General features: G+C 57.1%; 11 protein-coding genes. 2 read left to right on the top strand and 9 right to left on the bottom strand.

Annotated elements, in window-relative coordinates; translation table 11 throughout:
- Positions 1–190: 190 nt before the first annotated feature.
- The 3 genes from VAE55_RS03245 to VAE55_RS03235 form a co-directional block, all read right to left on the bottom strand.
- Entirely contained in the window at positions 191–397 is a 207-nt protein-coding gene (locus VAE55_RS03245) for a hypothetical protein (RefSeq protein ID WP_322814378.1), read from the bottom strand.
- A 281-nt stretch (positions 398–678) separates the two neighbouring features.
- The gene (locus tag VAE55_RS03240) at positions 679–2,412 is read right to left on the bottom strand and encodes a long-chain fatty acid--CoA ligase (protein ID WP_322814377.1); all 1,734 of its coding nucleotides are present in this window, start codon (positions 2,410–2,412) and stop codon (positions 679–681) included.
- Positions 2,413–2,519: 107 nt separating this feature from the next.
- Positions 2,520–2,690 carry a hypothetical protein gene (locus VAE55_RS03235; RefSeq protein ID WP_012256959.1) on the bottom strand — a complete coding sequence of 57 codons (171 nt, stop codon included), beginning with the start codon at positions 2,688–2,690 and terminating at the stop codon, positions 2,520–2,522.
- 213 nt (positions 2,691–2,903) lie between these two features.
- On the opposite strand from VAE55_RS03235, the gene VAE55_RS03230 reads away from it, so the two are divergent.
- Positions 2,904–3,944, top strand: coding sequence for a tagatose 1,6-diphosphate aldolase (locus VAE55_RS03230; RefSeq protein WP_322814376.1), 1,041 nt, complete (start codon positions 2,904–2,906; stop codon positions 3,942–3,944).
- 262 nt (positions 3,945–4,206) lie between these two features.
- Here the strand turns inward: VAE55_RS03230 and VAE55_RS03225 are convergent, their stop codons facing one another.
- Entirely contained in the window at positions 4,207–4,929 is a 723-nt protein-coding gene (locus VAE55_RS03225) for a helix-turn-helix transcriptional regulator (RefSeq protein WP_322814375.1), read from the bottom strand.
- Positions 4,930–5,163: 234 nt separating this feature from the next.
- On the opposite strand from VAE55_RS03225, the gene VAE55_RS03220 reads away from it, so the two are divergent.
- On the top strand, positions 5,164–7,200 hold the full coding sequence (locus VAE55_RS03220; protein WP_322814374.1) for a S9 family peptidase: 2,037 nt from the start codon (positions 5,164–5,166) through the stop codon (positions 7,198–7,200).
- A gap of 1,576 nt (positions 7,201–8,776) precedes the next feature.
- Here VAE55_RS03220 and VAE55_RS03215 read toward each other — a convergent pair.
- The 5 genes from VAE55_RS03215 to VAE55_RS03195 form a co-directional block, all read right to left on the bottom strand.
- Positions 8,777–9,397 carry an SRPBCC family protein gene (locus VAE55_RS03215; protein WP_322814373.1) on the bottom strand — a complete coding sequence of 207 codons (621 nt, stop codon included), beginning with the start codon at positions 9,395–9,397 and terminating at the stop codon, positions 8,777–8,779.
- A gap of 69 nt (positions 9,398–9,466) precedes the next feature.
- Positions 9,467–10,297, bottom strand: a complete 831-nt coding sequence (locus VAE55_RS03210) for an NAD(+)/NADH kinase (protein WP_322814372.1) — start codon at positions 10,295–10,297, stop codon at positions 9,467–9,469.
- 1,506 nt (positions 10,298–11,803) lie between these two features.
- On the bottom strand, positions 11,804–13,069 hold the full coding sequence (locus VAE55_RS03205; RefSeq protein ID WP_322814371.1) for a nuclease-related domain-containing protein: 1,266 nt from the start codon (positions 13,067–13,069) through the stop codon (positions 11,804–11,806).
- A 3-nt stretch (positions 13,070–13,072) separates the two neighbouring features.
- Positions 13,073–15,067 carry an excinuclease ABC subunit UvrB gene (uvrB, locus tag VAE55_RS03200; protein ID WP_322814370.1) on the bottom strand — a complete coding sequence of 665 codons (1,995 nt, stop codon included), beginning with the start codon at positions 15,065–15,067 and terminating at the stop codon, positions 13,073–13,075.
- Between the two features lie 267 nt (positions 15,068–15,334).
- A complete protein-coding gene (locus tag VAE55_RS03195; RefSeq protein ID WP_322814369.1) occupies positions 15,335–16,072 on the bottom strand; it encodes an SIMPL domain-containing protein in 738 nt (245 codons plus the stop codon).
- Between the last annotated feature and the right edge of the window lie 402 nt (positions 16,073–16,474).

The following is a 16,474-nucleotide window of genomic DNA, read 5'->3' as shown; positions in this document are numbered from 1 at the left end:
GGGCCTGAACCGTCAGCGTGGCTTTGAACGCCGCGTCAGCATCAGGGTTTTTATATGCCGGGGGCGCACCACCTGAGGGCAGGTCTTCAGCTTGCGGTGCACAACATTGGCAACCGCCGTGTAGCGCATCTAAATGCCGTGCTGCGTCGCCAACGACCCGTATCTCTTCATAGGATGCCATCTCGTCCGGTTAACGCAACCGCTCACGGAGGTCGTCCAGCACTGCCGGGGGAATGGTGGGTGCTTTGCCGGGCTGGGTCCGGATCGTCAGCAGCGCACTCAGTCCGCCATCTGCATCCAGCCGCAGCCAGTCGCCGACCGTTTCGCGGTTCACGCCCAAGCGTGGCGCCAGCGCCGGGCGGGTCCGCGCCTGGCCACTGGTAATTAGGTACAGCATCTGCAATCGCTGCCGTTTCTGTCCGTGCCGTTCCCGCTACATCCGTGCGTTCAGCTCCTGTGCTGATTCCTGAATGACCGGCATCGCCCGATACATCGTCCTATCCTCCGCATCAGCCCGGATCCCGTCCTACAGGATAGGACGATGTTGCGATAATATCATGACGATTTGGTATAGTTGGATAGGGTGCCATATCCAACACCAGATTTGATATATCACCCCAGCGCACATACGGAGAGACGGGTTCCAAACCCGCCTCTCCGTGCATGACCGGCTCTCACTTACGTAGTTGCCATTGCCGCCTTCTGCTTCGCCTTCTCTTCTTCGACCAGCACCCGGCGCAGCACCTTACCGACCAGCGTCTTCGGCAATTCGCTGCGGAACTCAACCTCGCGTGGCACCTTATACGGCGCAAGATGCAACTTGCAGAACTCCTTGATCTCTTCAGGTGTGGGATTTTCACCTGGTTTCGGCACGATAAAAGCCTTCACCGTATCATCACCCCGCTGGGGATGCGGAATACCAACAACGACGGCCTCCATCACCTTGGGGTGCATGAAGAGGACTTCCTCGACATCGCGGGGTAGCACCTTAAGGCCACCGACGTTGATCATATCCTTCTTGCGATCAACGATATAGAAGTAGCCGTCCTTGTCAACCCGAGCGATGTCACCGGTATGCAGCCAGCCATCGGCATCGATGGTCTGAGCAGTCTCTTCGGGGCGCTGCCAGTATCCCTTCATCACCTGCGGCCCACGAACGCACAGCTCGCCAGTTTCCTCGCTGCCCGGTGGGATCTCCTGACCGGTATCGAGATTAATTACCTTTGCCTCGGTGTCGGGGATCGGAATACCAATACTACCGGCCCGGCGCTCACCAAAGACCGGGTTACAGTGGGTTACTGGGCTAGCCTCGGTCATCCCAAACCCTTCGACAAGGCGGCCACCGGTCAACTGACCGAACTTCTCCTGCACCTCCATGGGCAATGGAGCCGAGCCGCTGAGACATGCCTTCACGCTACGCAAATTGTATTCATTCACCTTGGGGTGATTGATAATGCCGATATACATTGCCGGCACCCCAGGGAAGAGCGTACAGCGTTCGTGCTGGATCACGTTCATCACATTATCGATTGGGCGTGGGCTAGGTACAATCACGATCTCAGCACCCATATGGATGCTATAGATCATCGCCACCGTCATCCCATACACATGGAAGAAGGGGATGGCGGCCATCATCTTCTCACCACCAGGTTCGCCGCGGGTCAGCCATGCGGCAATCTGTACCGTATTGGCGATCAGATTGCGATGGGTCAACATCGCGGCCTTGGGCAGGCCGGTAGTACCACCGGTGTATTGGAAGAGCGCAGTATCATCAGGGGTTACACTAACCTGCGGTGGGGTTGGGCCATACTTCTCAAGCAGGTGTTGGAAGAAGAAGATATCCTGCTCTGGCATCACATCAACCCACTCCGGAGTTTTCCTTTGCGCACTCTTCACCAGCAAATTGGATGGGAAGCCCAGGGTATCGAAGACGTGGGCAACGATCACCCGCTTTACCGGCGTCTCGGCACGCACTTCGCGCAGCCGGGGCCAGAAGATATTGAGCAACACAATCGTCTCGGCACCCGAATCGTGCAACTGATGCTGCAACTCGCGCCCGGTGTACGTCGGATTGGTATTGACAACGATGGCCCCTAACCGCATACAGGCAAAGAAGGTGATAATGTAGTGCGGCGAATTGGGCAACATCACCGCCACCCGATCCCCTTTACGTACCCCAAGCTGGTAGAGCGCCGTTGCCATCCGATCAACTTTTTCGTTCAACTGTCGATAGGTAAGCTTCCCGCCAACCGTGAAGCGACCACCGAGCAAGTAGCGCAAGACGAAATTGGTAGCGGTGTGGTCGGCATACGTTTTGGCAGTGTTGTTCAGCATATCACTGAGCGTAATCGAAGGATACGTCAGTGTAGGCGGAACACCTGGCTCGTAATACGACAACCAAATCTTGTCCAAATTGCACCTCCTTGTGCGCATGCCACCATTCGGGTGGAAGTGATCCCTCTCGCTTTGCGATAACCTTGCGGTGAAGACAGAAGCCTTTACCGCATTAACGACCAGCCCTACACATCATCACGCAGCCAGCCTCGCTCACGGGCGATAAATTTGATCGTGGCATCGTCGGGTGGATACAACCCGGCTGCCTGATATGCGTAAGCGAGCAGAGCTGCTCCTCCGATAAGGCCAATGATCAACCCCAGGAGAAAGGCGAATCCACCAATAATCCGCTTCATATAGCCTCCCCGTATCAAATATCCCATCATTGTTTGGGGAACACATATCGATTGTACCATATTTTAACGGCGTTGGAAGTGGATCGGGTATAATAGGGGTGTTAGCGCTTTGATAACTCATCATGGTATTGCTGTCGTTCCGCACCGGGAGTTATACACACCTGACATCTGCTACCGGTTGCTGCCCGATTGTTTGAGCTAAGGAGTTGACTCATGGCTAAAGTACAGATGACGCGAGGCAAATTTAACGGAATCCAGGCTTGCGCAGACGCTAATGGCATTATTGCTGCCGCAGCGATGGATCAGCGGGGTTCGTTGAAGAAGGCGATTGCGAAAGCTCGCGGTGCTGAGGCAACGAATGAAGATTTGACGGTATTTAAAACGGCTGTGACCCGCATTTTGACCCAGTATGCCAGCGCCATTTTGATGGATCCGGAGTATGGTTTGCCCGCTATTGCCCAGCGTGCCCCTGGTACCGGTGTGCTGCTGGCCTATGAGAAGACCGGTTATGATGCCTCGGTGCGTGGCCGGCTGCCCGACCTGCTCGATGTCTGGAGTGTGCGGCGCTTGAAAGAGGCTGGCGCCGACGCGATCAAGATTCTGCTCTACTACAATCCCTTCGATGATGCCGCTATCAATGAGGTAAAGCATGCCTTCATCGAGCGGATTGGTGCAGAGTGTGCGGCAAATGATATTCCTTTCTTCCTTGAGCCAATTGCGTATGATGATGCCGTGGGCGATGAGAAGAGCTTCGAGTTTGCCCTGGTGAAGCCGAAGTATGTGACCGCCTATATGGCCGAGTTCTCAAAGCCGCGCTATGGGGTTGATGTGTTGAAGGTCGAAGTGCCGGTGAATGTCAAGTTTGTCGAAGGGATGCGCGTGTTCAGCGGCCAGAAAGCGTATAGCCGCGAAGAGGCTAAAGAGTTCTTCCGCCAGGCTGCCGATGCAGCGCACAAGCCGTTTATCTATCTCAGTGCCGGCGTTTCCGACGAGGTCTTCCGCGAGACGCTTGAGCTGGCTGCCGAGGCCGGGACACCTTTCGCGGGGGTGTTGTGTGGTCGGGCCACCTGGCAGGATGGCATCCCGGTCTATGCCCAGCAAGGACTGGGGGCGCTCGAAGCATGGCTGGAGGATCGCGGGGTTGCCAATATTACGGCTCTGAATGAGACGCTGGCTCAGGGAGCCAAACCCTGGTGGACGATCTACGGCGGTTTGGAGAACATTGAAGTAATCGATCTGCCCGTTCAGCAATAAACCCGGCCTGGCGTGGATCAATCTACTGCCGAAAAGCTCACACGTTAGAGTGAGTGCGGAAGCTATGCTCCCGCACTCATTATTTACTGCTGGACAAGGGCATATATGTGTCGCTACTACCGGATAGCCAGGAGGGATTGTGCACGGGTCGTGTTGTGCGCATGCCCAACCAACAACACCGAAACAACACAAATGCGACGGGAACACACCGTTTGGCGATAACCCGTCACATTCGGTATCGTGCACTGGCTGGTGTTACGTGCTACATCAATTCTTCCGCTAACAGCGAGGCAATGTAGGTAAGTGTGGCCCGGCGGCCCTGGGGATGCAGTCGTCGCCACAGATTCAGTAAGCGCTGTTCGGTGTACGCATTGACAATCGTCTCACTGCTCATCCCGTCGACGGCTGGTGACGATACGGTTTCAGATTGTACAGTAGCAGGTTCAGCCTTCATTTCAGGTTGCGCCGTGGTGACCGGAGCAGTTTCAACCGCCGGTGGCAGTGCCGATGGCAACTCCACCCCACGCTGGCTCAATTCAGTAGCAATGATCAGGTAGGCAACTTCCAGAGAATTTGCCTCCAGGACTTCGGCCAGACGCATCGCGTTGTCGGGATCGGGTGTGGTGTGACCCATCAGATAGTTTTTCATGGCGCTATCGCTGATGCGCGTTGCCGCACACAGACCTGCGCGCGTGAACCGATTCTGCATCTGATGTTTCAACCACTCACTAAAAGGTTGTCCAGCGTATGGCAACAGCTCAGCACGTTCACGAACTTCGCTGGCCGACATATTTAGGACTTCTGCCATTTGTTCAAGCGTTTTGCTGCGAATTCGCGTGCGTTTTCCAGCCTCAAACAGGTATGAACGCAGGGTTGCTACGCTGAGATCTAGCTTCTCAGCAAAATCAGCCAGTGACAGACGCTGCTGCATAGCAGCGTGGAAGAGGAGCACTGCAAGTGGTGTCTTTTGATCTGGCGTGCTCACCGGTGTAATCCTTTCATCATCAATCTGTTCTATGCCAACAGATCATACGAGAAACATTGAATAATTACTTTAATTACTCTTGCTATCGTAGAATTATAATTGATCATTACTAAAGTGTCAAGGTTTATCATGTTATTCTATACTTTCTAGCAAAAATCTCAAACGCCGATCAATGAGAAGTGTGTTACAATAGCAAGGTCTGTGTACCCGCTTGATAATTCATGGGGCCGAGTTATGACAAACCAACCCCCTGGTCGCTTTACCATTGACGATCTCTACGAATTAGGCTGGCTGGAAGACCCCCGGCTCAGTCCCGACGGACGGTACGTGGCGGTCGTGTGGGTGACGGCGGATCGAATTGGTAATGACTATCGGCGGCACATTGTGCTAGTTGCTACCGATGGTGGTCAATTACGTCGCTTCACTCGCGGTAAACAAGATCGCCAGCCACGCTGGAGTCCTGATGGGCGCTGGATTGCATTTGTCTCGAACCGCGACGATGAACGAGGGCAGATTTATATCATCCCGGTCGATGGTGGTGAGGCACGCCAGATAACCTCGCATCCCAACGGAGCGAGCGATCCGGCATGGAGTCCTGATGGACGATATATCGCGTTTTTGGCGCCGGTAAATGCTGAAGAGCAGGCTCGTGAAGATGCCGGTGAAACGCCACCACCACCAGCCGACGCCTGGGAAGCACGTCGCAGTCGCGAGCAGCGCCAGTACGAAGAAGAAATGCGCGTTGATCCGCGTGTGATTACCAAACTTCCCTATCGCAGTGGTACCAGTTATTTTGATGATCGTCGCCGCCATATTTACCTCGTTGAAGTTACTGATGATGATCAGCCATCAACACTGCGCCGGCTAACCTCCGGTGACATCCACTACAGCGCACCGGTCTGGATGCCGGCAGGCAATGCGCTCCTGAGCACGGCAACCCGCGATCCCGAAGCCGACTCGCTCTTTGCCTATTACGATGTGATGCGCGTTCCACTCGATGGCTCGTCGCCACACCCGTTAACCAGTAGCGGTTTTTCCTATTTTGATCCGCGCCCATCCCCTGATGGCACTCAGATCGCGTTTCTGCGCTTGAACGAGTCGCGCCTCCTCGGTGAGGGAAAACGGGTGGCGATTATTCCGGCTACCGGTGGCGAACCGCACGACCTTACGGCGCATACCGATCTGAATGTGGAACAATTTCACTGGCAACCCGATGGCCAGGGGGTGTTGTTCAGTGCAGGCTGGCGCGGCGATGCCCATGTCTATCAGATAGGACTACCGGGAACACCAACTTATCGTAATGGCGCAACGCTGGTCGGTGGGCCGCGGATCGTCAGCGAATTCGATGTCGGGCGCGATGGCACAATAGCATTTATCACCGGAAGTGCCGACAATCCGTGCGATCTCTTCGTGCGTGGCGCTGACGGTCAGGAACGGCGTCTGACCGCTATCAACGAGCGCTTACTGAGCCAGCGCATTATTGTGCCGATTGAAGAAATAACCTATCTCGCACCCGATGGCAGTGAAGTGCAGGGTTGGACGCTCCATCCACCCGATTTCGATCCGGCGCAGCGCTATCCGCTGGCCGTCTACATTCACGGCGGCCCACATGTTATGTGGGGGCCGGGTTTCCGTTCGATGTGGCACGAGTGGCAGGTCGCTGCTGCCCGTGGCTATGTCGTCTTCTTCTGCAATCCCCGCGGCAGTGAGGGCTATGGTGAGCTATGGCGTGACGCGATCCGGGGGAACTGGGGTGAAGCGGATGCCCCTGATATTCTGGCCGGGATTGATGCCCTGGTTGCTCGTGGCTATATTGATCCCGAACGGATCGGAGTGACCGGCGGGTCGTATGGTGGCTATATGACGGCCTGGCTGATCGGGCACGATGATCGTTTCGCCTGTGCTGTGGCTGCCCGTGGGGTCTACAATCTTCTCACCCAACACAGCACCAGTGACGCCCATGAACTGATCGAAATTGAATTTGGCGGTTTTCCCTGGGAGTTGTACGAGGAGCTGTGGGATCATTCGCCATTGGCCCACGCGCACAAGATTAAAACGCCACTCTTGCTCTTGCATAGCGAGCTTGATTACCGGGTACCGATCAGCGAAGCCGAACAACTCTTCGCCATTCTCCGCCGCCAGAAGAAAGTGGTTGAACTGGTGCGTTACCCGCGCGAGGGCCATGAACTGACTCGTAGCGGCGAACCACGCCATCGCGCCGATCATATGCGACGAACCCTGGAGTGGTTTGATCGGTATTTGAAAGAGTGATCCCTTCTCCCAAACCCCCTTCAAGGGCGGACAAAACATACGAACGCAGGCAGGAGATAGGGCTGAATATTAAATCTGGTGTCATGGCGTGCAAAACCTGTGATCCGATGATCACCTTGCTACCACCCCTGAGCGCGGAAGGTACAGTCAGTGTCCCCGCTCTGCGCACAGTGGTCTCGTGTTTCGGTGAGAATACCGTTGCCAGATAGAATTGCCTGTGGCGCATCGTTTGGGTGCGGCAGCCACGCTGCCGTACCAGCCGTGCTCACGATCCGGGACGGGTCGCAGCGGTTTCCCCGCGGGTCACGGGGACGACGTGAGTGCAGAGTACGTCCATCTGGCTTGACCATTCCGTGATGAGCTGCCTGCGCATGATGTGGTAGCGCGGATTGTGGAGCAGGCATCCAGCCCACTTTTCAGTCACCTTCCACCCTCGTTCTGTGATGGTTACATAGATGATGGTCGAGTGCAGGCGAGAAGTCCGCTGCCTGGAGTGAGGCAACATCCATCATCCACGATGAGACCATCAGCAGCGATGCACAGTATCAATCAAGATTTGACATAAGGGCGCCTCAAAACCCTCATCCCCGGCCCCTCTCCCGCGCCTATGCATTACCCACATGTCACCCAGAAGCCGGTGTGATGCCTCATATCACATCGTAATGGATACAGTGCATCATACGTCACGCACACCGTATGCTCGGGTGATCAACGCCATCCTGCTGCGTTAGGCCAGGCTGTAAGCGCTCCCAGTGGCGTAGGTTTCCAGCCCGTGTGCCGCCATCTCCGCCATCCCGTCAGGTGATCGCTGTAGCCGCTGTGCGCAGGCTGGACGCCTGCCCCACGGGCTGGCACGATGGCCCCCGCTGCCCCATCCAACCTGCCGATCAGTGCGTCCCCGCCGACGGCACACCCTGCCGGAGCCATCCAACAGCACGCCCGGTACCGCTCCCCACCGCCAGGCAGCCCTGCGGTCGTGAGGACTGAAGCCCTGTTTCATGACCTGCACGCCTCTGCGGGGCTATCCACGAGCACGCCCGGCCCCCACTCCCCGCCGCCAGGCCAGCCCCGAAGGGGCTTCCACGAAGTGAGGCAGGGTTGTAACCCGCCGACTCACCGGCTCCCACCCCCGACCCACTCCCGCACGCGAGCTATGCGGTATCCGAGTTATGGGAATGCATAGCTCAGCGCACGGGAGAGTATAGAGCAGAAGTCTGCATGAGAGATGGGCAGACGTCGTGTTGGCTCATATACTCTGTCAGTCCCAGCATGCATAGCGGGTGAAGGAAAGCAGAAGTATGATCCAGTCCTTCCTGATGCTGTAGAAGTTGTGTTGGCTCGTATATTCTGTCTGGCCCTCAACGTTCACCAGGGGAGGCGAGTGAATACCCCGGCATATACCTAGAGAACAACCTGTGTCGTCCTCCACCTCCAGGGCTTCGCTAAACCAACAGAGTTGCGCCGGTACCATCTCTCGCTAACACCAGGCCGCCTCAGGGCACCGGGTAGCGTAGAGCGCTACGCCACCCTCGCCGTTCGCTGTTATCTCCTTTACCCTTACAGCACACGCCAGTCTTCACGACCGGCGCCAGCGTCGCCAGATGGCCATTCCACCTGCTGCTGCCGCCAGCAGTGCTGCCACTATCGTTGCGCCCGGCACGATTAACGGAGGCAGCATCGCCGTCAGATCGGCGGGTGGCTCATTGATAACCTGTATATCGGTTGGTGGCGGCGCGTTCACCATTCGGGCCAGATTGTCGAGCGTGGGCAGCATGGAATTTGCATAACCCTGGGCCAGCTTCTTGCGGATAAGCGAGAACGGAAAGAACGTCGGTAACACATAGATTAGCGCAACACCGTTGGTAACGCGAGTACCGTTCGCTTCCGGTTGCAACGTAAAGCTCCAGATTTGAGCGATACCGGGTGCACTCGGCAAGCCAACCCGCCAGGCAAAACGGTACGGTGGCTCCCAGATCACGACCCGATTGGCCGTTACATAATGAATACCACGCATAAACTGCTGCGACTCGAAGACGGCCCCTACCCTGAGCGGTCGGCCATCGCGAATTGTCACCGCCTGAACTTCACCACTCCCGGCAATTTGCGGATGACGCTCAACATCACTCACCAGCTCCCAGAGAGCTTCGGGTGAGGCGTTAATCCGCCCGCTTACGGTTGCGCCTGTGTAGGCCAGCATATGCTCATTCCCCTCATGTATACAGGTGTATCAACAGATTGCCATTGCTGTACCGCCGACCCTCTGCAATCACGAACGCCGTAGACGAGCCACCAGTTGGGTATAAAACTGATTACTCGGACGGAGCCTGACAAAGGTGCAGACCTGCGGACTACGACGGACAACCACCTCATCACCTTCTATCAGGTCAATATTTTCTCGTCCATCAACTGCAAGCAACGCATGGTGGCGAGAACGAAGCTGCATGGTCACAACAGCGTCTTCGTGTAAAACCATCGACGGAATATTAGTCAGGTGTGCAGCAATTGGTACCAGCACCAATGCCTGCGAACGCGGATCGACAATTGGGCCACCAGCAGCCAGCGCATAGGCCGTCGAACCGGTTGCGGTGGCGACGATCACGCCATCGGCGTGGTAGGTCGTAAGTGGGCTGTCATCAATGGTGACGTGGACATTCACAATCCGGCTGAGATCACTCCGCGAGATCACGACCTCATTCAATGCAGTGTGCTGGCTGAGTTTCTGACCACCTCGCCAGACTTGTGCTCGTACCAGTGACCGTTCGTCAAACCAGCCGCCACCGTTCATAATCTGTTCACAACCGCTATACACCTCATCAGGGCCAATTTCGGCCATAAAACTGAGGTGGCCAAGCGCCACCGGCAAGACCGGGATGTTGTGTGGGAAGCAGAGGCGGGCTGCGCGTAAGACGGTACCATCACCTCCCAGCGCGATCATCAAGTCGCAGTCTGCCACCAGATGTGGCTGATCGCGGAACTCCTGCGATACACCGCACGTCGTTTTCACACCCCGTTCGACAAGCCAGCCGGCAAGTTCACGCGATAGTTTGATCGAAGCATCGCTCAAGGGGTTATACAGAACCGCCACGCTCTCTAGCATGTTTCAACCTCCTCTCACCCTGTTTGCATCAGAATACCACAAGCTGAGCAGAGTGGATGAGGATAGAAGATAGGAGGGAGGAGGGGAAAGGGGGGCGAGAGATGGTAGAGGGTACAGGGATTTTCTGGTGCTTCAGTCGAGTATGGGTGTCCGGATACCCTTTACATATTCGACTGCCCGTATTGCAGTGTATGGAATGCAGACTCCATCTTCCGTATCAGCCACGCTGATTGAGATTACTCACACCCCCTGGGAGCGCACACCTCCGATGCGCCGTCAACTGCGCAGGCGTTGCTGGCTCAGGTAGCGCCACCCACTCCCTGGGAGATCGCGTCTCCGGTGCGCCCACCACCTGACCCGGCACACCGGACTCTCTGCCGGTCGCAGGTAAAACTCGTGCGCTCGTCCCGATCATCTTGCCTGACACAGAACCTGCGTCAGCGCCATCAGAAACGTTCTATAGCACGATCCTCCTGCTCCTCCCCCCAGTGGAGGCTATGTATTACCTACAACTGGTGACACCCACATGTGTATCAGCGGATATGATCGCCATGGTTGCTGTTGTGGGCGACTGGCCCGGTGGCAGTGCGCCGCTCCAGCCGTGCTATCACGTACTGGATGGGTTGCCGTATCCGCTCGTTATGCACGTGTTGCACGGTTTGGCGTGCGGCAGCCACGCTGCCGCGCCAGCCGTGCTTGCGATCACGAGCGAGTGGCAGCGGTTACCCTGCCGCTCTCCGCCCAGTGGGATCACGTTTCAGCGGGGATACCGTTTCTGATCAACATTACCCGTGGCGCACAGTTTGGCGTGCGACAGCCATGCTGCCGCGCCAGCCGTGCTTGCGATCACGAGCGAGTGGCAGCGGTTTCTTCGCGGGTCACGGAGACGACGGGTGTGCAGCGCATATCTGGCTGGTTTGACCATCCGCGCTCTCACATTTTGACCAACACAGTACATCATCGCCGGCAACCCCAGGCAACATCGCAGGGCTTCGGTCGCGGGCGTGGTTGCAGGCTTCTAGCCTGCACACCAGCAGCCATGGGGAGCGCTTGTAGCCCGGCCTACCGCAGCGTGCCATGTGGGGAATACATAGAGGGGCCGATCCTGAACCCGGAACGGGTTTTGAACCCGCCCCTACTCCAGGGGGCGACGTGGGGCGACACATGCGTAGGGGCGACGCATGGCACTATTCGCGTTACACTGCTGTCGCGTGGCTCTCACGTCACGAATGGGAAGCGGATAGGAGCAGCGGTGATAGCCGTTGTATCAGTCTGTGGGGCAGACGTCCACCCTGCGCACTAGCGATTACGGCTAGTATCTGCCGGCGGTGGATGTGATGCTGCCATGGGGAGCGCTTGCAGCCCGGCCTAACGCAGCGCGACATGTGGGTAATGCATAGCGCGCTGCGGGAGCGGGACCGGGGGTGAGGTCGTTCCGTAGGGGCGGGTTCTAAACCCGCCCCTACGGTGATGTGTCCGTGGTGTATTTGTGCGACCAACCACCCGTTACGGCTGAAGCGCGACAATGAAGCTGGCCTCGCCGAAGGGCTGTTCGACCAGATTGATGCGCAGGATGCTGGCGTTGGCGGCCAGTGGTCGGCGCACGACGGCAATCCCACGCTGGCGGGTACCGGGTGACGCGCTGATGATGGCCGGGCGCGAGTCGCCGTCGGCCAGCGGGTAGTCGTTGCCCAGGCCGTCGCTGATTTTGATGTTGTCGTGGCGGAGAGGGAGACTCACCGGGCGGGTGGTGTTGTTCTGGATGCTCCAGGTCAGCTCAATCCGGTCGCCGCAGGCATCAATCTGCTCTAGCGCTACAATGATGTCGGGCGCAGTGCCGGTGGCTGCCTCGCCGACCGCAACGCTTTGCCAGCGCTGTTCTGCGCTATCCCAGCGCTTGCCCACCAGTTGGTAGGTGTTCCAGCGGCAAAAGCTCGTGGTCGTGTTGAAACTCAGAATGGCGCTATCAGCCGGGGTACCGGCGATCAGCGTGAGCGGTGCGTCGGGGCGCGGGATGGCAGCCGGTGGTCTGAAGAGCAAGAAGAGCAACAGAAAGAGCGCTATTGATGCGAAGACCACCGCCAGCCGACCGGTCGTGGTCTGGAGGGCCTGCCTGATCCGCACAGGCCAGGGCTGGGCCGGTGTGGATGTCGGTGCCGCCCGCTCCTCTTGCACCACCTCGTTGAGTTCAGCCCACGGCGTACAGTGAAGGAGTTTCGGGATTGCCAGCATCTCCTCTTCGGTCAGCTCAATCTCTGAAGAGCGCTCGGTAATCATATACGCAGGCAACTCATCAAGCCCGCGCACCTCCACTTTCCAGTCGAGATCGAGCTGTGAACCCTCTTCAATCCGTGGCGCGATGACAATCAGACGCTTGCAGGTGCGAAAGTCAACATCGTTCGCCTTCTGTTCCGAGAGGAACTCCCGCCGATGCTCGTTGAGAAAATTGGTTAGCGCGTGAAAGTAGGAGATGACCTGATTGTACGGATTTTTGCGTCCGGGATTGAGCCGTTTTTGTTCGCCGTTGCGCCCTTCGACGATCCAGGGGCCGTTGACACTCCCGATGACCCGACCGTCGCAATGCTTGAGTTCGATGATGACAATCGCATCGTGTTTAATGATCACCAGATCGATGCTGCGCCCATTGACGCTGAAATTGGCCAGAATCAGAAACAGGCCCTCAAGTTTTTCGAGTGCCTGGGCAACCCCCAGGATTGCCCGGCGTTCCTGGGGATGTTCCGGTTTCTCGCCGATCCAGACTTGAACGGCCATTTTTCACTCACTTAGCGCCAGTGTTTTGCGCAACTCAACGATCTGGTCGCGTAATGCAGCCGCCTTCTCGAAGGCCAGCTCTTTCGCGGCCTGCTTCATCTGCTTTTCCAGGTCTTTGATTAACTTCAGTACTTCATCGCGGGGCAGATCGACCGCAGCGGCGGTGGTTGGCGTCGCCACATACTCGCCGCGCTCTTCTGCCATCTTGCGAATCCGGTCGGTCAGATCGCGCACCCCCTTGGCAATCCCCTGCGGTTTGATGTTGTAGCGCAGGTTGTGGGCCATCTGAATATCGCGCCGGCGCTGCGTCTCGCGGATGGCCGCCTCCATCGAGCGGGTGATCGTATCGGCATACATGATCACCTTGCCCTCAATGTGGCGAGCCGCCCGCCCAATGATCTGGATCAGTGAGGTCTCTGAGCGCAGATACCCCTCTTTATCCGCGTCCAGGATGGCCACCAGACTCACTTCCGGCAGATCAAGCCCCTCGCGCAACAGGTTAATTCCCACCACCACATCGTAAACCCCCAGCCGCAGGTCGCGCAGAATCTCCACCCGCTCAATCGTATCAATGTCGGCGTGGAGGTACATCGTGCGTACCCCCATCTCTTTCAGATAGTCGGCCAGGTCTTCGGCCATGCGCTTGGTCAGCGTGGTCACCAACACGCGCTGTTTACGCTCCACCCGCCGCCGAATCTCACCGAGCAGATCATCAATCTGACCACGGGTTGGCCGCACCTCGATCTCCGGGTCGAGCAGGCCGGTTGGCCGAATAATCTGCTCTACAATCTGCTCGCTCTTCTCGCGTTCGTAAGGGCCGGGGGTCGCCGAGACATAAATGACCTGGTAGACATGCTGCTCAAACTCTTCAAAGCGCAACGGACGGTTATCGAGCGCTGAGGGCAGGCGAAAACCGAAATCAACCAGCGTCTGCTTGCGCTGACGGTCACCGTTGTACATCCCGCGCAACTGCGGAAGCGTAATGTGGCTCTCGTCAATAAAGATCAGAAAATCATCGGGAAAATAGTCGAGCAGCGTCCAGGGCGTCTGGCCGGGTGCCCGTCCATCGAGATGGCGGGAATAGTTCTCAATGCCACTACAGTAGCCTACCTCACTGAGCATCTCGATGTCGTACAGCGTGCGTTGCTTCAGCCGTTGGGCTTCGAGCAATTTACCAGCAGCCTCCAGTTCGCGCACCCGTTCGGCCAGCTCGTCTTGAATACTGGCAATCGCAAGCTGCAACTTCTCTTTGGTAGTAACGAAGTGTTTAGCCGGATAAATCTCAACCACCGCGTGCTTACACAACACCTCGCCGGTGAGTGGATCGAGTTCAACAATCCGCTCAATCTCATCACCCCAAAACTCCACCCGGATCGCGGTTTCGGCGTTGGCCGGAATAATATCGAGCGTATCACCGCGCACGCGAAACGTGCCGCGCTGAAAATCCATATCTTTGCGCTCGAACTGCAAATCGATCAACTGGCGCAAGAGCTTATCGCGGTTGCGTACCTCACCGACGCGCAGCGTGACCTTCTCTTGCCCGTAGTCGTGCGGTGAACCGAGACCGAAGATCGCCGATACTGACGCTACAATCAGTACATCGCGCCGACTGAGCAGGGCCTGGGTTGCGGCGTGGCGCAAGCGATCAATCTCTTCGTTGATACTGGCCTCTTTTTCAATGTAGAGGTCTTTCGAGGGTACGTAGGCTTCGGGCGTGTACTCATCGTAGTACGAGATAAACATCTCAACCGCAGCATCAGGCAGAAACTCGCGGAATTCAGCCCAAAGCTGAGAGACGAGGGTTTTGTTGTGGGCAAGAACCAGGGTTGGGCGCTGCATCTGCGCGAAGATATGCGCCATGACAAACGTCTTACCGGTTCCGGTGGCACCGAGCAGGGTTTGATGGCGATAACCGGCACGCAGACCGGCCACCAGTTGCTCAATGGCACGCGGTTGGTCGCCGGTGGGCTGATAAGGCGCTTCGATCCGGAATGACATACGATGCTCGCGTGTTTCTGCGGTGTAGAGACGCAACAGCGCGGGTTGTGTCACCGCTCCAAGGCGGAGAGGGCCACAACGCCGCGCCGATGATTGGGTTATTCATATTATACCAGAAGAAGCAACGGTTTGTGATCGGGATTGAATGAGGATTTGTCACCATCGTAACACCACCACCACCTCCGACCGGTTAGGCGCCACAGGTGTGGGGAACAGATCAGGTATTATGGTGTTAACGTTCGACCTGAGTCAGATCATTGCCAACGCTTAACGCAACTCAAACGTTACCTGCACCGAAGCGCTGTAGGTCTGCTGGCCGGGTTGCACCGGTGGCGCCATGCTGTCCATTGCTGCCCTGGCCTGAGTCATCACCGGGATTGGGAGAGGGCTAGCACCCATGTTCTCGGTGATGAACAGGACGCGACCGAGTGACGTACCGCTGGCGCGTGCCATCTGCTCAGCACGTACCCGTGCATTGGTAATCGCCGCTTCCCGGGCCTGAGCCAGCACACGCTCCAGATCGCTGATCCCAAAACTGATCCCGTAGACGCGATTGGCTCCGACCTGCACCACCTGATCAATCAGATTCCCAGCCTGACTGATGTTTCGCACTGTGACATTCACCGTGTTATTGACGGTGTAGCCGGTGATATTCCGTCCCTCGTTATCGTACACAGGGTAAATATTAATCCCGGTGGTCTGAATATCGCGCGCTTCGATACCCAATTGGCGAATCTGATCGATAATCGCCTGTGCCTGTGCACTATTCTGGGCCAGCGCTTCCTGCGTGGTTGGCGCAGTGGTTTCGACCCCAATCATGATCGAGGCAATGTCCGGCTCAACCTTCACTTCACCGGTGCCGATAACGACAATCTGTGGCATATTGGCAACACCGGTTTGCGCGGTCGCGGTCTGGGCCGGACGGAACAGGCTGACCGCAGCCAGCGCCAGCACAGCTATCAATGCCGTCAAGGCCAGCACAGTTGAGAGAAGACGGTTTTCCATAGTTGTAACTCCTTAGTTGTGTAAAACGGTATTTGAACGTCACATCTCAGAGACGTCCCTACCTGATGATTGGTTCCGCTTGATCGGTGGGAAGGGATACATGCGAGTGTGCCAGAGAGGAGTGTGTCCCGTAAAGCTTTGCCAGAGAGGGCTGATAAGCGGGTTATATCAAATCTGGTGAAACGCCCGCCAGCGTGCCATACTTCACCGCTAGTTCCCGCCCCCAACCTATGTCACGCTGCGTTAGGCGGGGCTGCAAGCGCTCCCCGTGGCGCAGGCTTCCAGCCTGCGTGGAAGCATCGTCGCCTCCGCCGGCAGATGCTGACTGTGGCCGCTGGTGCGCAGGCACGAATCTCGTGCAACATAACCGTCTACGGGCAGGGATCGCATGCATGTCTGACC

It is taken from the genome of Chloroflexus sp. (assembly GCF_034432675.1).
In the GTDB taxonomy this organism is placed as follows: Bacteria; Chloroflexota; Chloroflexia; order Chloroflexales; family Chloroflexaceae; genus Chloroflexus.
Note: the sequence above shows the minus strand (reverse complement) of the source record. Positions and strands in the feature narration are given on the sequence as shown.